This window comes from Spiroplasma endosymbiont of Melanargia galathea (assembly GCF_964031075.1).
Classification (GTDB): domain Bacteria; phylum Bacillota_I; class Bacilli_A; order Mycoplasmatales; family Mycoplasmataceae; genus Spiroplasma_A; species Spiroplasma_A apis.
Genome location: NZ_OZ035000.1, coordinates 127,301 through 147,699, shown reverse-complemented (window position 1 = coordinate 147,699; position 20,399 = coordinate 127,301). Strand labels below are relative to the sequence as shown.

Below are 20,399 nucleotides of genomic sequence, written 5' to 3'. Positions count from 1 at the left end.
ATATATGGTGGACCCGAACGGGATCGAACCGTCGACCCCCTGCGTGCAAGGCAGGTGCTCTCCCAGCTGAGCTACGGGCCCATATATAAAATAAATATTAAATTAATGGTCGGGAAGACAGGATTCGAACCTGCGACCCTTCGGTCCCAAACCGAATGCTCTACCAAGCTGAGCCACTTCCCGAAGTAATGAATATTAATTTTGAATATTCATTAGTTGTTCCTAAAATGGCGCGCCCTAAGGGACTCGAACCCCTAACCTTTTGATCCGTAGTCAAACGATCTATCCAATTGATCTAAGGGCGCAAATAATAATAAAAACAACCAAAAATATTATAATACAATTTTTAATAATTATTGCGATTTGTTATAAAATCGACAATATTTATTATAACAAATATATTTTTAATGTATATATTTTTTTCAATTTTTGTTAAATAGTTGCAACTTTTACATTTACAAGTATTTTAAAACCCACCGAGGTGGGTTTTGATTATTTATTTCATTTTGGAGGTACCAGTCGGAGTCGAACCGACGATCAGGGAGTTGCAGTCCCATGCCTTAGCCTCTTGGCTATGGTACCATTACAAAAAATATTATAACAAATTTGAACTCTAAATTAAAAAAAGTTAGAAAATTCTAACTTTAAATTTTTGTTGCTATTATGTTGTTGTATCTATCAACTAAATAATTATCTAACTCTTCATTGAATCCAAATGGTTCACCTTCTTTTGAAGGTAAAAATCATTTAGCATATAATGAGTCTTTTCCATAGCCTTCTTGTATTTTATCAATAACACTTTGCAAAGGAGAAGTTTGGCTTGTTTCTTCTACGATAGCCATTTGACTTTCGTGAGAATAGATAAAGTTGATAAATTTGTATGTTAAGTCAATATTACGGTTACTTTTACTGATAACTAAGTCGTCACTAAAAATATTTGTTTTTTGTTTTTTGTCCTTATTAAGTTCTGATTTTGCACCAGGTACACCAGTAATAACTTTTGGAGTTTCAGCATTTTCTTCTTCATCACCTTCTGCACTAGCTTCTTGTTTTGAAAGACTGTCTTCTTCTCCGCCTTCTGATTCATAATCAGGTGATAGTGATCATAAAACATCACCATTATACATAACAGCAATATCATAATCACCATCATGAACTTTATCCATTAATTGATCTCCGTATACCCCAACATTTCTAGGTTTTAATAGTTCTATTACAGCTTCGGCTGCTTTGTCAATTTGTTCCATTCTTGAAGGTAAATTCTTGTTATCCTCTTTATTCGGTACAGATTCGACATTTCCATATAATTTTTCAAACGCATACATAAATACGTTTTTTGGGTCTTCATTAAGTGCAACATTAAGATTTTCTTGAGCTGCTTCTCATAAAATATTTCAACTTAAATTATCTTCATTTAGTATTCAACCATCAGCTTCTGATTGAGCATCCGTATCTTGATAAATCAAGTTATTTACTTTAGATTTAATATCTTCTCCCTTATTATGACTTTTCAAAAACTCTAAGACATTTTCATTTTCTAAGTTGAAAACTATGCGAACATCTCCTCAAACATAAGGCACTGAGTATGAAAGTATATTTAAATCTTCATTTTTTCCAACTGTTGTTAATTTCATAGTTTCTTGCAGGGCATCATTTATAGCCTCAGTTGCATTTTCATCTTTTTTATCAGAGCATTCTTTTTTATTTAATAACTCTTTAGGAGTTTTGATATTTTCTATTTTACATCAATCAATTTCTTGTAACATATTTTCTTCGGCCATTTTTTTAACCATATAGTCACTTGGAACCATGATGTCATAATTGAAAGTGTAGTTTTTGTTATATAAACTTTCGTTAGAGTCATACTGTTGATAGTTTATTTTAACATTATTTTCAGATTCAAATTGCGCTAGTAATTTTGGATCAATATAACTTCCTCAGTTACCAATAACCAAATCATAGATATTGTTCATAATGTATGCTGTTGTAACTAATGAGAATGAACCCAAAAGAATAGTTCCCATTGAAAGTTGTTTTCAATTTCTTTTGAATCATCTGTTTCTTGTTGAAACGTAATCTGCAGACAATACATCAGGAAAGTATTTTGCTTTTTTCTTTTCTGTATCAATCTTAATATTTTCTAGTTTTTCATTGTTCTTTTTGATATTTGAGAATATTTTTGCTAACTTTGAATCAACTACTTTTGATTTTCTTTCTTCATATGATACTAATTTCTCTTGATAATTAGAAAGCTTGTTTTTTGATGCTTCTAACTTGATAATCGCTTTATCTAATGCATTTGAAAACGAAACTTTTTTGAATACTTTTCATTTAGCTTCTTCTAGCATTTGATATTTTTTAGCTATTTTCTCATCAGTTTTTAATTTAACTGCTTGTATTTTTTCGATTGTCGAGCGAAGCTTAAAGTTATTTCTTCCTTCAATCAATTGATCTTTTTTTATAGTTAGTTTTGCAATTTTTCTATCATATCATGTAATAAGACTTTGACTTGGGTTTTGCAAACCATTTTTTTCTTCTTTTAAATTGTTAATTTGTTTAATTAAATCATTAGTTAACTCTTTATCGTAAGAGTCTCTTTCTTTGATTCAATCAAGTTCTTTTTCATAATAACTAATTTTTTTATCTAGCTTAGACAACAATGAAGATAGTTTTTTATTTCTCTTTTCATTTTTTAATAACGCTAGTTTAGAATTCAATTGACTTTTCTTAAGAGTTAATTTTGCATGAATTGTTTGCAATCTACTCTCTTCTTTTATTTCATTTGAGATTCTATCAAGTTTTCACTCAAGTTTACTAATTTTTGCATTGTGGTTAATTGCATTTAACCTTTTTACTTCTAATGAAATAATTCCATAATTAATTCATTTGAATATATTCATACTTCTTCTAAGAACTGTATTTGTTTCAACACATTTATTGTAATAAGCAATTTTCTTTTTTAACTGACTTATTTTTTTTATTTTATATTCACCTTTTTTAATTTGATTCTTTGTTTCATTTGCTTTTTGAAATGAAAGATGAACTGCATTTCAGATGATGATTACAAATAATATAACTGCTACAAGCACTGTACCAAAAGCGTTTATATATGGTTGCATTTTTTTAGCAGTATAAATAAATGTTGATACGTTAGTTTGTCCACCACCTGTAAAATATGAAATTATAAAGTCGTCAAAACTCATAGCAAAACAAATTGCTGATGCAGTTATTATACAAGGTGTAAGAATTGGTAATACAACTTTAAAAAATGTTTTTGTAGGTGTTCCACCAAGATCTTTAGATGCTTCCAAAATATTTTTATCTAATCTTAGCATAAATGGAAGAACAGTAATTATTACATAAGGCACGTTAAATGAAACGTGTGCTGCAATTAGAGTAAAAGCTCCAAACTTTAAACCTGCTATAACAAATAATAGCATCAGACCAACAGCTGTAATAACATCTGCATTTACTAGTGGTATATTTGCTACACGCACTCAGTTGTTAGATTGTCTTCTTTTGATTCTCGCTAAACCAACACAAGCCATAACACCAATTACAACAGATATAATTGTCGATACCATTGCAACAAATAGTGATACGATAATTGATTTAACGAATGGTGAGTAACTTAGAAAGTAACTATATCATTCAGTGCTATAACCTTCAAATGAGCTAAGAGTTTTTCCAGAGTTAAATGAAAAAAACATCATAACTGCAATTGGTACATAAATAAATAATAGTATTATTGCGAAGTAACTTGATTTAATGAACTTTTTCATTTTTTAGACCCCCTTACCTCAAATTTATTTGAAATTAATTTCATTAACCCCATTATTATAAATAGTAGGGCAGCAAGGACAACAGCTACTGTAGCTCCAAATCCAAAGTCTGATCCTTTGAAAAAGTAGTTTTCAATAATTGTGGTAATTAAATTAATTTTACCGTCACCCATATATCTCACAATAAGTAGTGAAGTTGCTGCTTGAACAATCACTAATGTAAATGCTGTGAAAATACCAGGTAAAGATTGCCTAAAAGTTATATGTCAAAAGGCTTTTGCTTTACTAGCTTTTAAATCAAGCGCTGCTTGATAATAATTTGGGTCTTGGTTTTCTAGAGCATTATATATTGGAGAAATTGAGAATGGTATAAACATATAAACCATTCCAATTATAACTGCAAACGGAGTTCCTATTGTTGTTGAACCCATTAAGTAAAATAAACTTCTCAAACCAAGTATTTTTAGTAGCATACTAATTCATATTGGTAAAGTTAATAATATTCATACGTTTTTAGCTACTCATTTACTTTTTAATTGAGATAGAATCAGCGCTATTGGGTAGGCCATTATAACGCAAATAATACTTGCTATAAAAGCATATAAAAGTGATAATCCCATAACAGACATTATTCCTGATGAGCTAAACAATTTTCAAAAATTATCTAAGTTTACAGAAAACTTAAGACTATTTCCAGTTGGCTTAACTATTGCAAATATTATGATTCCTAATAATGGTAATATTACTAAAATTACCATTGTAAGTATGAAGGGTAATAAGACTGGTCATATTTTCCCCTTCATTGCTTTGACAACTTTGAAGTTGCCGATTCTTTCCTTAAGACTTTTTTTAGGATAGACGAATTCTTGATTTTCACCTTCCGATTCGATTATTTCAATATCTTCTAATTCATGTTCAACTTCTTGATCTAAGTCAAGATTGTCATTTAAAACATTTGTAGTATCTTGATTAATCATTAATCGTCAATTTCTTTTCACATTACATGAAGATCATTGTCAAATCATTTTATAGAAACTTTCTTGTCAAAATCGTGGAACTCGGTTGTATGTGCAACAAATGTTCTATACTCAGTTTTGATAGTTATCTCATAATGAACACCTTTGAAAATAACATTTTCAACGATACCATCAAAGTAACCTTTTCCGGGTTCTGAAATCTTGATATCCTCAGGTCTGATAACTATGTCAATATTAGTTTCGTTTTCACCAAAACCTTTGTCTATACAATCAAACTCTTTTCCATCAAATTTAAGTCTTAAGTCTTTTATCATAACACCATTGTCAATGACATTTGAAACTCCGATGAAGTTTGCAACTCATCTATTTTCTGGTTCGTTGTAAATTTCTTCTGGTGTTCCTATTTGTTGTATGTTACCTTCATTCATAACGACAACTCTATCACTTAGTGTTAGTGCTTCTTCTTGGTCATGTGTTACTAAGATAAATGTTATTCCAATTTCTTCTTGCAAATCTTTTAACTCGTTTTGCATTCTTTTTCTTAATTGTACGTCAAGAGCCGACATTGGTTCATCAAGTAACAATATTCTAGGTTTTAAAACTAAGGCTCTGGCGATTGCCACCCTTTGTTTTTGACCACCACTAAGTTCATGAACTCTTTTATTTTCATGACCATCTAAAGAGAACTTTTTGATATATTTCATTACTTCTTGTTCTATAAGGTCTTCTTTCATTTTTTTGATTCTTAGACCATAAGCTATGTTGTCGTAAACATCATAGTGAGGAAACAAGGCATAATTTTGAAAAATTGTGTTAATCTGGCGCTTATTGCTGGGTATTGGAGTTAAGTTTTTTGATTCAAAAAGCAAATCCCCAAAGTCTTGTTTTTCACGTCCACCGATTATGTTTAGGGTTGTGGTTTTACCACAACCAGAAGGACCTAAAAGAGTTATGAACTCTCCTTCGTGGACATTAAAACTAACACCTCTTAAAACAACTTTTCCATCGTAACTTTTAGTCAAGTTACGAATTTCCAAAATGTTTTTATTATTTTTCATTGTGTTTTCTCCCTTTAAGTAAAGTATTTAATTGTGATCGCGTAATCTAAGTTATTACGCATTCAGGGAGAGTCATTCAGTTTCTAATATCTTTTCGAATCATTCTGTTCTTGTAATAACAACATCTAATCATTCAGATATAATATATTGAGAAATATTTATTGTATCTATTAGTTTCATTGCTTTACCTCCTATAAAATAATTCGTTCAAAATTTATTATAACACTTAAAACTTTTTTAAAAATAAAAAAGAGTTTAAACACTCTTTAATTTATATATATTTATGCTTTATCGCTAGGATTTTTAACACCATCATCCCATGAACCATTAAATGCTTTTGAGAAATCATATTCTCTTAAATAACTAAGTCCATGATTAACTAATGATTTTGCTACCCCAACGCCATTTGCATTTTTTCCACGGTCGTCGTTAACAGATCACATTGAAAGATAAGCCAATCCGACATTTTGTGCTCAATTATAAAGTTCTTTTGCATCTTCTAAAGTGAACACTCCAGAAACAGTGTCATTAACTCCAATCATAGGAGTCGCACCAATAAGTTTATAGATGTCCTTTTTCAATAAATCAGATACTTTGTAATTGTTCATAATTGATTTTGCTATATTGTCTCTTGTGTTATCAACAGCTTCCTTAGCTAAGTCAAAGTTTGTTTTACCTTGGCGTATTGCCTCTTCGTATATTGGATTACCATAATCCATCAACATTAAGTTTGTTACAGGTAAATCCTTGTATGATATTCCAGCATTTTTATATACCTTAGTAAACTTGTCCATAACATTGTATCCAACGCTTGTTAAACCTGTTGGAAGTACTGGTAGTGTTATAGAAAAATTTCATGAGTTGTCTTTTTTCTTCATATTTGCTAATGTTTTAGCCAAAACAGCATTACCTGTTTCATCATTTTGAGCTTGACCTTCAATATCAAAATCTATGTTTTTTGGCATTTCAACATTGTGGTTTTTTCTTTTTGCTAAATCTACAAGACCTTGATTGAACTTGACTAAAGCTTCTTCCAGTAGTTCTGCAGCTTTATTAATATCCCCATTTGCTTGTTTATAAGCAACATTTCAAGGATTTTTTTCAATATTACCCCCTGTTGTTGCTCCACCATATGCTACTTTAATATTTTTAAAATTATTTGATTTAATTAATGGTTTAAGATCTTTTTCATATAGCTGACTATTTTCTCACCAATCAAAATCTATACCTTTATTTTCACTTCCTGCTATTGATAAATCAAGATAATTACTATGACTATTTACTTGTTGAACAAACGCTAGTGTTAAGTGATCTAATCCAGAAACCTCTTTTATTTTTGATATATCATTTCCGTCATAAAGACCAGCATCTAGATATGGGGAAAAATAAGTATTACCATTTGGGTTTGTTTTTTGGTTTATTTTAGAGCTACGGTTAGGATTAGCGTCTTTTCAAGATATGTAATTAGATTTAGATGAAGTACTTGGTGTAGATGGTGCTACAACGTTACCATCACCTGCCGTGCTTCCTGATACACCCTCTCATTGGCTAGACTCATTATGATATTGGTCTAGTTCTTTATTACCTTCAATATTCTTTTTGTAGTCGATATATCCATCTAACTTTTCTAAATCATCTTTTGTTACTTCGTCTTTGACTTCATTTAAATGACCTGATAATATTTTTGCAAATGCAAGTTTTTCAAATCCTGCACCAGATCTTATGTTTTGGTCTAGTGGATTTTTATCAGCTAAAGCTTCATTACTTTCATTATTACTTTCAAACTTAGACGGGTAGTCTCTTGTTAAGTAGAACATTGAAATTTGTCCTAACCCTTTTTCCATTGCAAATTTTCTCAATCCTAATGCATCCTTAGCAGTAAAATTATAAATCGCTTTTTCTGCACGTCTACCAATTCAAGGAGTAACCCCCATATGTTTAAAATAAAAATTCTCATCTTTTGTCTGATCATTTCCATTAACATTTTGATTCATAGTCATTCAAGTATTTTTTGTATTTTCAGTTGCTTTCTTCATGATTGGTAATTCTCAATCTTCATTTGAAGAGTAATTCTCATTATATGTTAAATATGGGAATACTAGATTTAATCTAAAGTTCATACCCAAGTACTTGGTGAACATGAATAAAGGAAACTCTTCATCTGATAATAATGAAATATCTCCGTTTCAATTTTTTTGTCCAGCAACACTCGAAATTCCATCTTCTGTTGAGACAACAAGGGACAATCTTATATCAAAATCGTTATGTTTTTCTAGAAGTATTTTTAAAGCTCCCGCTAAAAGTCTTTGAGAATCTGCATAGCTACCTTTATTTGACAAATAAGGTGCTGCAAAGTAAAAGTCAAATTTCTTTGTTTTGTATTTCTCTGAAATTTGATTTAACTTATCTGCTAATTCTTCCTCTGTTAAATTATTTTTATATGCTTCATGTCAAAGGGAATTTGCAAATGGTCCAAATGATATAGTTAATTTATTAGAATCTAGACCATCTTCTTTTCATTTATCGAGCCTATTTTTAAATCATTCAGCTGAATTATTTGCACTCCTATTTGGTGCAGCGTCTCACATAGGTACTAATTTATCTTCATCGCTAGCATTTTGCATAAAACCTAATGTTATGCCGTCATTATCACTAAAAATTTCTTTGTTCTTAATTAATTTACCTAGGTTATTGTACTCGTTATTCTTGCTGTTTAAACTATTTTTAGCAACTTCGTAACGAGATGAGCTAATTCCTTTCTCTTTTAAAAGATATTCAGCAGTATCTTCAACTATACCGATATCTGTATAAGGTGTAAATGATAAATCATTAGTTATATTAAGAATCTGTTTATTTGCTAATGTTGACTTTGTAATAGAGTTAGATAAATTTGCAGATCTAGCTTGTGGACCTTTTATACTTGATGAACTATAATCTGTTTTTAAAACTTCTCCTCACTTCATTGATTTTGATTTGTTATAAGTTTTAAGCAATTGTTCTCCTTGTTTTGTTCCCCCATCGGCATTTGGGTTTTCTATCTTTAAAACTTCATTTAACTCTTTTTTTGTAAAGTTTGCACATGCCACTGCATTTGAAGCAACAGCAGTTGACATGGAAAATGTTAGTAATCCGATTAGTAGTTTTTTCATTTTTTTGCTCCTTTTATTAATATTTTTTATTTTAAACAACTTATTGTAGGAAATCAAGTTTAATTAAAAAATTGTTGCATTTTATAAGAAACACCATTTTTTTTATGATGAGGCGCTATTTCGTTTGCAAAACTCTTGATAGAATGTGAAGCATTTTCCATTGCAACACCCACACCAGCCCATTCTATTGAGCGTCTATCATTTTCACCATCACCAAAATAAATGACTTCTTCTTTAAGAATATTATAAATATTGGAAACAATTTTTAAGGCATTTACCTTATCGACATCTGGTGGACTAATTTCTATGTTCATAGTTTTTTTTGAAACATAACTTCAAGCATAACTTTCGTAGTTTTTATTTTCAATAAACTTTTTAAGATCTTGTATGTTTTTCTTTTTTCCACAAGCAATTATTTTACATGCTCTATGTTTTATGTTTTTATTGTTAAAAATGATAAGTTTCCTATTTGTTATTTTCTTCATGAACCAAATAAAAAATCCGCCCTTTTTTATCACATAAGATATCTTAGGGTCTTCTATATAAGAAAAACAATTTATTTTTAGTTCCTTAGATTTTTCATAGATAGAATTTACATCTTCAATCTCGAAAAATACTTCTCTAATTATTTCGTAAGAAAAATCTTTTTTTAATTTATATATTCCTCCGCCGTTTAAACAAATTACAAATTCTTCAAACTCGAAACTTCCGATTTCTTTTGCAATGCTTAATACTCTACTTATGCTTCTCCCGGTGGCTATACAAATTTTCATTCCGGCTTCTCTAGCCATGTTGATAGCTTTTATATTTTCTTTTGAAACCTTTCTCCCCTTACCAATCAGAGTACCGTCAAGGTCCAATGCTATCATTTTATATTTTTGGTTGTGCCTACTTTGCAAAGTGAATTAATTGGTCTTTTCCTATAAAGCCTGAATGTCTTTGTTTTTCTTCACCATTTTCAAATTTAATTAAAGTTGGAATTGACATTATTCCATATTCGTTTGCTATTTCTTTCAAGTCATCTGTATTAACTTTTATGAAGTTTATTTCAGTTTGTTCCTTTGCTACCTCATCAAATATGGGTGCAAGCATTTTGCAAGGTCCACATCAGTCTGCATAGAAATCAACTACAGTGTTTGATTTTGATATTTCGTTTTTAAATTCTTCTTTACTAGTAATAATTTTTGCCATTTTCTTTTTCTCCTTAAAGTATTTCTTTTTCTATAAAGTGCGCTACACCATCTTCGTTATTAGAAAGAGTTTTGTGTGTAGCTATTTTTTTTAAAGTATCAATTGCATTATCCATAGCAACTGAATAATCGGTTTTTTCAAATAAAGGAATATCATTGAAATTATCCCCGAAACATATTGATTGGAAAGATTTATTCTTTTTAGCAAAATGTTTTGAAATAAATTGTGCAGCTTCTCCTTTATTAATATTTTTGGGTATTATCTCATAAACTCTGTTTGTATATTTGATTATGTCTAAACCTCTTTTGGCAAAGTTGAAGTCTTTATGAAGTTCTTTTTCCTCAACTTCACCAGCATTATCGGGTAAGATTATTGTTAAATGTGATATTGGTTTTGTTATCTCTTCAAGTGACTCAATTACCTTATAATCAACCTTCATTATATCGCTTCAATATCTTGAATTTTCCCCTGGACCATATACATAAGTTATGTCGTTTGCAAAATAGTGAACTTTATATTTGCCAACCTTGCCAAATGTTTTGTTAAATATTTTTTTTATTAATTTGTGACTTACATATATCTCACGTAACCAAGTTCCTGATTCAAAATCGTAAATATGAGTACCATTATTTGATACGGCTATTCCACCCAACTTATCAATTCCGATATTTAAAGCTTGTGTGAAAATTCCATCTTTAGTACTTCTTGCGGTTATTGGAATAAAATAATGACCGTTTTCATAAGCTTTTCTTACTGTATTCTTCGTTCGTTCGCTAAACTCATGATTAGAATTTAGTGCAGTCCCATCCAAGTCAGAGAATATTAATAATTTTTCTTTAAATTCATTTCTCACGTTATCACCTTTTTTAATTATATTATAGTTTTTCTACCAATTTTTAATAAAAAAAATCATTCTTAAGAATGATTTAAAATCTTTTATGGTCCGGAATAAGGGACTTGAACCCCCACGTTTTACAACGCCAGATCCTAAGTCTGGTGCGTCTGCCAATTCCGCCAATTCCGGAAAAATGGTGTCCCGTATAAGACTTGAACTTATGACCCACTGGTTAAAAGCCAGTTGCTCTACCGACTGAGCTAACGAGACGAAAATTGAACAAAATTATAATAACATATTTTTAAGTAAGGTGTAACTAAAACTCTAAAAATTATTATTTTTATCGTAATCCTATATTAATTACAATTATATAACTACAGAAATTCTTATTTAAATCTAACTAGGATTTTTTACAAGATATAAAATATATTATTATAAATTTTCTCTATTATCTTTAATGATAACTGACATTGCTATTGTAATTAATATAGAAAATATAAGATTCAATGCCCAAAAAATTCAAGTTACAAAAAGTCAAGATAACAAAATTGTAGTCACAGAGAAAACTAGACCTAGTATTGCTCCTGTGTAGTTTTTTGTTAATTTCCCTTTTAGTAAAGTTAATATTGTGTAGGTGCTTATCCATATAATGTTAACCACTAAATAACCAATTACCATGCCATAACCAAGTAAATTGAAAGAACCAAGGGCTGTTGAAACAGTCTTATAAAATATAAGTGTCAAAAGTTGATTTAAGAGCAAAAATGTTGACCCTATAATAATTAAAATAAAAACTCATTTCTTCATTATGTACCCCATATTTCTTTAATGATACAATATTTCACTTAATAAAAAAACAATCTTCTTGTAAGATTGTTTTAAATTCTTTTGATGGTGCTGATGATAGGACTTGAACCTACAACCTACTGATTACAAGTCAGTTGCTCTGCCAATTGAGCCACATCAGCATAAAAAAATGGTGGAGTGCGACGGGCTCGAACCGCCGACCGCCTGCTTGTAAGGCAGGAGCTCTCCCAACTGAGCTAGCACTCCAACAATAAAATAATGGTAGCCTGTACGGGGATCGAACCCGTGTATGCACGGATGAAAACCGTGTGTGTTCACCGCTTCACCAACAGGCCATAAAAAATGGCGGCTTTTGCAGGACTCGAACCTGCGACCAACCGGTTAACAGCCGGTTGCTCTACCAACTGAGCTAAAAAGCCATAGAGCAAAATCTACTTATTCATAATAGCATATAAATATAAATAAAAGCAACAAAATTTTGAATTTTTTTTCTTTTTTTATTTTTGATAGAACTCTATCTATGAACTTGTTAATGATATCACTCTTTGGATAAAAATCTACAACTTAGTGTTCAATGACAAACTTTTTGTTGTTTACCCAAGATAAGATTAGTGTTTCAATAAACTACCTCTGATTTTCTTTCATAAAAAAGCTTTCAAGCACAAGCTTTTGATTATACTTGCCCACAATTGCACCCTATAATGTTGCAAAGTTTTCACATTGTTTTAAAGTCTTAATACACTAACTAAAGACGCTATTAGATTAAAAGAACGAGTTTTTTTATTATTAATCTAAGCTATATGAGTGATTTATGCCATCTTATACCACTTACATTGCTCATAATTGATACTGAAATCAATTGTAAGTGACTTAATCATGTTAAAAAATCTACACTTTTGAAGGTGTAGATTTTATTTAATATGTATACTAATTTTTATCCGATTGTTACATCTTCTTCTAAATATCCGTAATTCTGTTTGTTTTTAGGTTTAACGAAAGCCAACAAAGTATTAGATATACCTAATTGACCTATAAACATTGTTATTACTAGCATAATTTTACTTATGACACCCATTTGAATAATCTGACCATTAGTAAATGGTTGAAAACCAACGGTTCCAAAAGCACTACAAACATAAACAATTAGTTTGATAATTGTGGACTCTGTATTTTTTGAGTCATCAGTGTTAAACAACATCTCGTTAGAGTCTAAATAAACAACATATATGCTGACCAGCACAATCATGAAGGAAAGTAATACAACAGCAAAACTTCTTTTAACAGTTTCGTCTGGGATACGTTTCTTAAACGCTTCTGTAGAAGATTTATTTCTCATTATTGAGAAAATTGCTATAAAACAAATTGCTAGAGTCGTTGTTCTAATACCACCAGCCGTTGAAGAAGGCGCTGCACCAATAAACATTCAAATTGATAAAATGAACTTTGATCCAGCAGTAAAATTATTAATATCCACACTTGCAAAACCAGCATTTCTACAAGAAGAAACATTGAATAATATATCAATTATTCAAACATAGGCTGGTTTTCATATTTTTTCTGAGTGCTCCCCGTTACTATCTTTATTAAGTAAGATAGCACTATTCTCGATCGTTAAATATTCAGAAAGGAACACTAAAACTGGACCTAATATAAATAAAGTTACATACACTATAAAGTTAAGTTTTGTGAATAAAGAAAACTTAACTGTTTTACCCAATTTTCTAGCACGAAATTTTCTTTTAATATCATGGTATGTTGGATAACCAAGACCACCAATAATTCATTGAGCTAAAAATGTAAATTGTAGAATGTAACCTCTTGAGTCATCTTGATTATAAGGCTGCAATGAGTTTCCACTCAAGATATCAAATCCCGCATTATTAACAGCACTCACTGAATGAAAAATAGACGCTCACAATGATGTTCCAAAATTATGATATGGATTTGTAGTAGTGTTTGGATTCTCTTGCAAATAACTCTTTGACATTGGAGTGAAATAAAATCCAAAAAACAGAATAAATGCTCCGATAATTTCTACAGAAAGGAGAAAGAAGAACGCATCTTTAATCATTTCAACAGTGTTTGCAAGAGAGTTACTTCCTCTTTCGGTGTTTGCGACACTTTGGTCATCTAATGAAATTTTTTTATTTAAAAATACTAAAAATACAATTTTAACAGTTAGAATACCGATCCCACCCATTTGTATAAGAAGCAATATTAAAAACTGGCCAAAAAAGCTATATCCAGTGTTAGTTTGTATCATTGTAATACCTGTGTCAGAAAATGCACTTGAGGCGGTAAACATACCAGTTATAAAGTTTCAAAAATTAGACTCCTCTTTTACAACACCAGGAATGCTCAATAAAAAACCACCAATTACAATAGTAAGCAGGTAAACGGATATAATCCTACCGCTAACCCTAGAAAACGGCCATCAATTTTTTAGTTTTGCAAAAAAAGTTTTCTCAGATTTTTCAGTTGAGTATTTTCTTTTTGACCTTTTCTTTTTTCCAGACATAGGTTCACCAGTTGTAAGTGAGTTATTATTAGAATTATCCACAAAATCATCTCCTAATTAATAAAACTACCTTAAATTATACAACAAACTTTAAAAGAGTTATATAATAAAATGAGTGAAGAAATGAGGGGCAAAATATGGCTAGAAAGAAAAGTTTCGCTATTATGGGAGCGAATTATTTTGGATTATCTGTAGCCCAGACTTTAGAAGAAAAAAAACAACATATAAAAATATTCGATCTAAATGTTGAAAAATTAAATTTATACATGTCTGAGTTTGACTCTATTGAAGCTGTTGTATTAGATACTACCAACAAAGCAGCACTAGAGAAAAATGGAATATCACAATTTGATGGAGTAATTGTTTGTTTTGGAACAAATATGGAAGCAAGTATACTTACTGTTCTAAATTTAATTGATCTAGGTGTTGAAAATATAATCGTTAAGGCAAGAGACAAACATCATAAACGAATTTTATTAGCACTTGGATTAGACGAGGACAAGGTAATTATACCTGATGTAATAACAGGAAAAATGGTTGCAACTAAGTCGCTTTTTGATATTGAAAGTGAGGTTCAATCAACCGATGGAGAATATGTCTTTACAAGCATTAAAGTAGCAGAAAAAAACGTAATTAATAAAACAATCGGAGACGCTGGATTGAGCTCAAATAAAGACTTCAACATTGTTCAAATTAAAAGAAATGGTAAAATTGTCATACCCGATGAATATACTACTCTCAAAGAAGACGATGTATTAGTCGTTTTCGCTAAGAATCATATGATAAATGACTTAGTTCTTAAAATACGGGGTGAAGATGAGTATGAATAAAAGCATTAACTAAAAAAAGAACCAAGGTTCTTTTTTTAGTTTATTTTGTACAATTATTGATTTTTAAAAGCTGCTTTTGCAAGTTCTTTGATTATATTGATTGCAATATCTGGATTAACATTTCCACCAGTACATTTCATCAACTCACCCATTATTGTCTTTTCTACCCTTTCAGGTCTATTTATAAATTGTTCTTTTATCAACGAAGTGCTTTTTTCAACAATAGGCATTACTAATCTTTTGATTTCGTCTGTGTCACTTATAAGTTTTCAATTATTTTTCTCTATAATTGAAAGCACGTTTTCACTACTTTTGATTTTTACTGGCATGATCATTTTTACATGTTTTGAAGAAATAACTCCTTTATCTGTGAGTGAGATGATTTCAAATAAGTCTTTTGGTTTTAAATTTGACCCCTTCAGAGTTATATTATCCTTATTTAATATTGCTTTTATTTCTGTTATTAAAAGGTTCGCCACTTTTTTAGGATCAGCACCATAACTTATTGTCTCTTCGAAAAATAATGTCAAGTTTAAGTCTGAAAGAATATAATTTATATCATCCATTGATAATTTATAATTATCAAAGTATCTTTTTCTTTTTACTGATGGTAACTCAGGTGCATTAATTATAGTTTCATTTATTCATTGTTCATTTAGTTTTATCGGAAAAATATTTGGCTCGCGTGTATATTTATAATCAACCGCATCGTTTTTAACTCTCATTAAGACAGTTTCTTGTTTGCTTTCATCAAAACGTCTAGTTTCTTGTTGAATTTTGTGCCCGTTAAGTAATAAGTCTGATTGTCTTTTGATTTCAAACTCAATAGCTTTTTTTACATTGTTTAGCGAGTTTAAATTTTTAACTTCAACTTTGGAACCATAGCCGTCATATCCAAATGGACGTAAAGAAATGTTTACATCACATCTTAATGACCCTTCGTTCATTTTAACATCACTTACACCTAGGAATAGCAAAATCTCTCTTAAACCATTTACATAAGCAACAGCCTCATCAGAAGATCTAATTACTGGTTTAGTAACGATTTCTATCAGCCCTATACCACTTCTGTTATAATCGATAAATGTCAAATTATCTTTGTGAATCTGTTTGGCTGTGTCTTCTTCAATATGAAGTCTTTCTATCTCTATTTTTTTAGAAGTATTATTATCTAGTTCTATTTCTAAAAAGCCATCTTTCCCTATTGGAAAGAATTGTTGAGTTATTTGAAACCCTTTGACTAAATCAGGGTAAAAATAGTTTTTGCGATCAAATCTTAGTAAGGGGTCTATTTTTAAATTTAATGCATTACACGCAAGTAACGCAAGACGAACACATTCTTTATTAACACTTGGTAATGCTCCAGGATAACCAAGATCAACCTCGGAAACCTGAGTATTATGTTCAAGGCCAAAATTAACTGGTGCGGGTGAAAATATCTTTGTATTTGATTTCAACTCTACGTGATTTTCAATACCAATTATTACTTCAAAATTAGTCATTTGTCTCACCCCCATTTTTTTGTTTTGCAACTACTTCTTCTATATACTTAGATACTTGTAATAATTCCAAGTCATTTTTTGGTCTGGCATTTAAATTTATACCTATTGGAAGACCGTTGGATTTAATAAAAGGCAAAGTTATTGAAGGCATACCGTTGAAGTTAGCTAAAATTAAAAGATCTTCAAGAAATACTTTTTCATCGTTATCTCTTTCTTCTACATCAGTACCTAGAACTTCAGAAACTTTAGGTGCCACATTCAAACTTGGTGGCAAAATTAAAATATCTATCTCTTCGTATACTCTTGATAACTCTTCATTAATTAATCGTCGTACCTTTTTAGATTTTGCAAGAAGTCTCTCTTGATTTTCTTTTTTTAACTGAAAACTTCCAATAACAAATCTTCTTTTCACTGTGGATCCAAAGTTTTTTGATCTTGAGTTTCGCATAATTTCAAGGTAATCTTGTCCTTTTTCCCTTTTACCAAAATTAATACCATCCAGGTTCGCGTGTGTGGTTGCACCTTCTGAGAAAGATATCATCATATATACGGCAGTTATAGCATCGAGTAGCTCTTTTTTGAAGTCTACAAAAATAACTTCATGGCCGTCTTTTTTAACCTTATCGAAAAGTTTTTCGTAGCTTCCAAGCAAACTTTTATCCATATATTTTTCTACAGACGTTAAAAAACCAAACTTAATTTTTTCTTTTTTTTCATTTAAGTTTGCAGAAAAACTTTGTTTGTTATCTATTGATGTAAAGTCATTGTGGTCTAAACCGAAAGAAACATCGCACAATATAGCCATATCTTCTACACTTCTAGTAAAAAACCCAACATGGTCTAAGCTTGGAGAATATGGTATCACACCATATCTAGAAATACTTCCGTAAGTTGGTTTAAAACCAACAATACCTGTATAGCTTGCTGGTTTACGAATTGAATCACCAGTGTCTGTCCCTGTTGAGTAAGGAACTAAACCAGTAGCCACTGCAAAAGCACTTCCGCTTGAACTTCCACCAATTATTCTTTCTTTATCTAAAGGGTTACGAACTTCTCCGTTGAACGCAAAAAGTCCAGTACCCCCCATACCTAGTTCATCCAAAGTGGCCTTACCACAAAGGATAGCACCAGACTTATCAAGGGTTTCTGTTATTGTTGCGTCAAAAGTAGGATAGTAATTTGATAAAATTCTTGAGCTACCAGTTGTTAGAATGTCTTTTGTCGAAATGTTGTCTTTTGTTACATAAGGAATTCCATAAAGTGGATTATCAAAGTTTTTTGTTTTTTCCAACTCCATTGCTCTTTCAAGGCAATGATCTTCGGTTAAAGTCACAAGAAAGTTTGAGCTCATTTCTTCTTTTAGGTTTTTGATAGTTAAATTTGTTAGTTGGGAGATAGTGATTTCTTGATTTTTTAATTTTTCGTTTAGTTCTTTAATACTTAAAAACTTTATTTCCATTAGTTCACTACCTTTTCAATTACCACATAACCTTCTGATGTTTGTGGTGCATTTCTTAAAACTTTTTCTTTTGGTGTTGTTTTTGAAACCTCATCTTCTCTTAAATAACTATTTGTTAAGTCAAAAGGGTAATGTGCTTCCTCAACACCCTCGGTATTTATTAAAAGAACTTTTTCAAACTTATTTAAAATATCATTTTCCAAGTTTGTAATTTCATTTACCTCATTTTCATCCAAGTCCAGCATAACATCGGCTGCTAGCTCTTTTATCAAATTCTTTGTGATTTTCATTAATTTATGTCTCCTATCATATTGTTGAACTCTTCTTCACTTAATATTTTTATGTTTAATTTTATTGCTTTCTCTAATTTACTTCCTGCATCTTTACCTGCTAAAAGATAATCTGTTTTTTTGCTAACACTATCTATAACTTTAGCACCGTAGCTTTCTAAAATATCTTTGAAATGATTTCTTGGTTTAGATAGCGTTCCAGTTATGACAAAGTTTTTGTTGGTAATGGTTTCGTTGAAAACGCTTCCAATATTTCCTAAGTAAATTAAATTAACACCGTTTGCTTTTAAGTCGTTTATTAAATCTATATTTTGAGCTACTTCTCTTCAATCTATTATTGATTTTGCAACAATTGGACCGATATCATATATTTTACTAAAATCTTCGAAACTAGCTTTTAGGATATTGTCAATATTTTGAAAATTAATAGCCAAAGTTTGGGCTGTTTTTTTACCAACATGTCTGATACCTAGTCCAAAGAATATTTTTTCCAAAGAGTTTTTTTTAGAACTTTCGATGGCTGTAAGTAAATTTGAGACAGACTTATCGCCCATTTTGTCGAGTCTTAAAATTTTCTCTTTGCTAGTTTTCAATGTATACAAATCAGAAACTTTTTTGATTAGACCGTTGTCATAAAGTTTTTCAATAATTTTTATACTTAGACCTTCGATATTCATTGCGTCACGAGAGACAAAATGCTCAATACTTCTGATTCTTTTTCTTGGACATAAATTGTTGATACAATATTGGTCTACTTCATCTTCAAATCTTTCAAGTTTTGACTTACATTCTGGACACTCAAGAGTTTCTTTTCAATTTTCAAGGTTATTATAATTCTCATCTTTAACAACTTCTATAACCTCTGGTATTATGTCACCCGCTTTTTTTACCTTGACTTTTGATCCAACTTTTATTTTTCTATTGTGGATAAAGTCAGAATTATGTAAAGTGGCTGCTTGAACAGTAGTACCAGCAAGTTGAACAGGTTCTAGAACTGCATTATAAGTTATTTTCCCAGTTCTACCAACAGTGGCAAAAATGTCTTTCAATAAAGTTTCTTTTATTTCTGCAGGAAACTTATACGCTATTGCTCACTTTGGTGATTTAGATGTATAACCAACTTGATCATATAAATCAAAATTATCTAGTTTGATAACAACTCCATCAATTTCGTAATCAAGTTCGCTTCTTATATTGTTGATATAGTCAATATGTTCCAAGACATCATTAATATTTTCGCATAATTTACCTAACTTATTTACTTTAAAACCAACAGAGTTAATAAAACCTAATGACTCAGAGTGTTTGTGATATTTGATTCTATTCATATAATAATATAAAAAAGCATCTAGATTTCTGCTTGCTGCTATTGATGAGTCTAATTGTCTTAGTGTTCCAGCAGCGGCATTTCGGGGGTTGGCAAAAAGAGGTTCATCGTTTTCTTTTCTTTTTTCATTTATTTTATCAAACTCTTTTTTAGAAAGAAAAACTTCACCTCTAACTTCAAAATATTCATCTGAATTTTCTATTTTTAAGGGAATACTTTTTATTGTCTTAACATTATTAGTTACATCCTCCCCATAGTAACCATCTCCTCTTGTGACACCTTTTTGTAAAACCCCGGACTTATAAAGAAGAGATATAGATAACCCATCAATTTTTGGTTCAACAAAGTAATTATAATTTTTATTACCTATACTTTTAAATATTTGATCATCGAAATTAATCAAATCACGTTCGTTAAAAGCGTTGCTAAGACTTAGCATAGGCACCTGGTGTTTGTGTTTGGCAAACTTATCTAGTACGAGTCCCCCAACCTTTTGAGTTGGAGAATCTGATGTAACTAATTCTGGATTTAAACTTTCTAGTTCGATAAGTTCTTTCAAAAGTGAATCATATTCAGCATCTGAAACCAAAGGCGCATCTAAAACGTAGTATGCGTGATTTCACTCATTAAGCTTTTTTTTCAAGCTATCTAACTTTTCCTTTATATTGCTCATA

The 20,399-nt window shown here is 30.5% G+C and carries 15 protein-coding genes and 10 tRNA genes; 1 reads left to right on the top strand and 24 read right to left on the bottom strand.

The features are described from left to right. Positions 1–5: 5 nt before the first annotated feature. From AAHM92_RS00675 to AAHM92_RS00580, 20 genes are all read right to left on the bottom strand, one after another. Positions 6–81 (bottom strand) — tRNA-Ala (locus AAHM92_RS00675). Between the two features lie 25 nt (positions 82–106). After that, positions 107–183: transfer RNA gene (locus AAHM92_RS00670), tRNA-Pro, on the bottom strand. Between the two features lie 45 nt (positions 184–228). Continuing rightward, positions 229–305 (bottom strand) — tRNA-Arg (locus tag AAHM92_RS00665). Between the two features lie 202 nt (positions 306–507). Further along, positions 508–582, bottom strand: a tRNA-Cys gene (locus AAHM92_RS00660). 62 nt (positions 583–644) lie between these two features. Then, positions 645–3,782, bottom strand: coding sequence for a spermidine/putrescine ABC transporter permease/substrate-binding protein (gene potCD / locus AAHM92_RS00655; RefSeq protein ID WP_500222566.1), 3,138 nt, complete (start codon positions 3,780–3,782; stop codon positions 645–647). Further along, positions 3,746–4,759 (bottom strand): spermidine/putrescine ABC transporter permease, encoded by a 1,014-nt coding sequence (gene potB, locus AAHM92_RS00650; protein ID WP_500222565.1) that lies wholly within the window; start codon positions 4,757–4,759, stop codon positions 3,746–3,748. The genes potCD and potB overlap by 37 nt, the downstream gene beginning before the upstream one ends. After that, complete coding sequence (gene potA, locus AAHM92_RS00645; protein WP_500222563.1) at positions 4,759–5,817, bottom strand: spermidine/putrescine ABC transporter ATP-binding protein; 1,059 nt, start codon at positions 5,815–5,817, stop codon at positions 4,759–4,761. The genes potB and potA overlap by 1 nt, the downstream gene beginning before the upstream one ends. A 54-nt stretch (positions 5,818–5,871) precedes the next feature. Further along, positions 5,872–5,997, bottom strand: a complete 126-nt coding sequence (locus AAHM92_RS00640) for a hypothetical protein (protein ID WP_023788901.1) — start codon at positions 5,995–5,997, stop codon at positions 5,872–5,874. Positions 5,998–6,098: 101 nt separating this feature from the next. Next, positions 6,099–8,966, bottom strand: coding sequence for a glycoside hydrolase family 18 protein (locus AAHM92_RS00635; RefSeq protein WP_500222562.1), 2,868 nt, complete (start codon positions 8,964–8,966; stop codon positions 6,099–6,101). A 59-nt stretch (positions 8,967–9,025) separates the two neighbouring features. Further along, positions 9,026–9,835 carry a Cof-type HAD-IIB family hydrolase gene (locus AAHM92_RS00630; RefSeq protein ID WP_500222561.1) on the bottom strand — a complete coding sequence of 270 codons (810 nt, stop codon included), beginning with the start codon at positions 9,833–9,835 and terminating at the stop codon, positions 9,026–9,028. A gap of 19 nt (positions 9,836–9,854) precedes the next feature. Then, positions 9,855–10,157: a thioredoxin gene (gene trxA / locus AAHM92_RS00625; protein ID WP_500222559.1), complete on the bottom strand. Its 303-nt coding sequence runs from the start codon at positions 10,155–10,157 to the stop codon at positions 9,855–9,857. A gap of 13 nt (positions 10,158–10,170) precedes the next feature. Next, positions 10,171–11,010: an HAD-IIB family hydrolase gene (locus AAHM92_RS00620; RefSeq protein WP_500222557.1), complete on the bottom strand. Its 840-nt coding sequence runs from the start codon at positions 11,008–11,010 to the stop codon at positions 10,171–10,173. A gap of 86 nt (positions 11,011–11,096) precedes the next feature. Then, positions 11,097–11,181 (bottom strand) — tRNA-Leu (locus AAHM92_RS00615). 5 nt (positions 11,182–11,186) lie between these two features. Next, positions 11,187–11,262, bottom strand: a tRNA-Lys gene (locus AAHM92_RS00610). A gap of 162 nt (positions 11,263–11,424) precedes the next feature. Further along, on the bottom strand, positions 11,425–11,799 hold the full coding sequence (locus AAHM92_RS00605) for a hypothetical protein (RefSeq protein WP_041612566.1): 375 nt from the start codon (positions 11,797–11,799) through the stop codon (positions 11,425–11,427). A gap of 85 nt (positions 11,800–11,884) precedes the next feature. After that, a tRNA-Thr gene (locus tag AAHM92_RS00600) sits at positions 11,885–11,960 on the bottom strand. A 9-nt stretch (positions 11,961–11,969) separates the two neighbouring features. After that, a tRNA-Val gene (locus tag AAHM92_RS00595) sits at positions 11,970–12,045 on the bottom strand. A gap of 13 nt (positions 12,046–12,058) precedes the next feature. After that, a tRNA-Glu gene (locus AAHM92_RS00590) sits at positions 12,059–12,134 on the bottom strand. Positions 12,135–12,142: 8 nt separating this feature from the next. Beyond that, positions 12,143–12,218: transfer RNA gene (locus AAHM92_RS00585), tRNA-Asn, on the bottom strand. Positions 12,219–12,733: 515 nt separating this feature from the next. Then, positions 12,734–14,359, bottom strand: coding sequence for a TrkH family potassium uptake protein (locus AAHM92_RS00580; RefSeq protein ID WP_500222556.1), 1,626 nt, complete (start codon positions 14,357–14,359; stop codon positions 12,734–12,736). Between the two features lie 95 nt (positions 14,360–14,454). Here AAHM92_RS00580 and AAHM92_RS00575 point away from each other — a divergent pair, with 95 nt between their 5' ends. Beyond that, positions 14,455–15,147 (top strand): potassium channel family protein, encoded by a 693-nt coding sequence (locus tag AAHM92_RS00575; RefSeq protein ID WP_500222554.1) that lies wholly within the window; start codon positions 14,455–14,457, stop codon positions 15,145–15,147. Positions 15,148–15,200: 53 nt separating this feature from the next. Here the strand turns inward: AAHM92_RS00575 and gatB are convergent, their stop codons facing one another. The 4 genes from gatB to ligA are packed head-to-tail and all read right to left on the bottom strand — an operon-like array spanning position 15,201 to position 20,398. After that, positions 15,201–16,649: an Asp-tRNA(Asn)/Glu-tRNA(Gln) amidotransferase subunit GatB gene (gene gatB, locus AAHM92_RS00570; RefSeq protein ID WP_500222553.1), complete on the bottom strand. Its 1,449-nt coding sequence runs from the start codon at positions 16,647–16,649 to the stop codon at positions 15,201–15,203. Next, on the bottom strand, positions 16,642–18,108 hold the full coding sequence (locus AAHM92_RS00565) for an amidase family protein (protein WP_500222551.1): 1,467 nt from the start codon (positions 18,106–18,108) through the stop codon (positions 16,642–16,644). The genes gatB and AAHM92_RS00565 overlap by 8 nt, the downstream gene beginning before the upstream one ends. Continuing rightward, positions 18,108–18,398 carry an Asp-tRNA(Asn)/Glu-tRNA(Gln) amidotransferase subunit GatC gene (gene gatC / locus AAHM92_RS00560; protein ID WP_023788891.1) on the bottom strand — a complete coding sequence of 97 codons (291 nt, stop codon included), beginning with the start codon at positions 18,396–18,398 and terminating at the stop codon, positions 18,108–18,110. Before gatC ends, AAHM92_RS00565 begins: the two co-directional genes overlap by 1 nt. Further along, entirely contained in the window at positions 18,398–20,398 is a 2,001-nt protein-coding gene (gene ligA, locus AAHM92_RS00555; RefSeq protein ID WP_500222550.1) for an NAD-dependent DNA ligase LigA, read from the bottom strand. The genes gatC and ligA overlap by 1 nt, the downstream gene beginning before the upstream one ends. Between the last annotated feature and the right edge of the window lies 1 nt (position 20,399).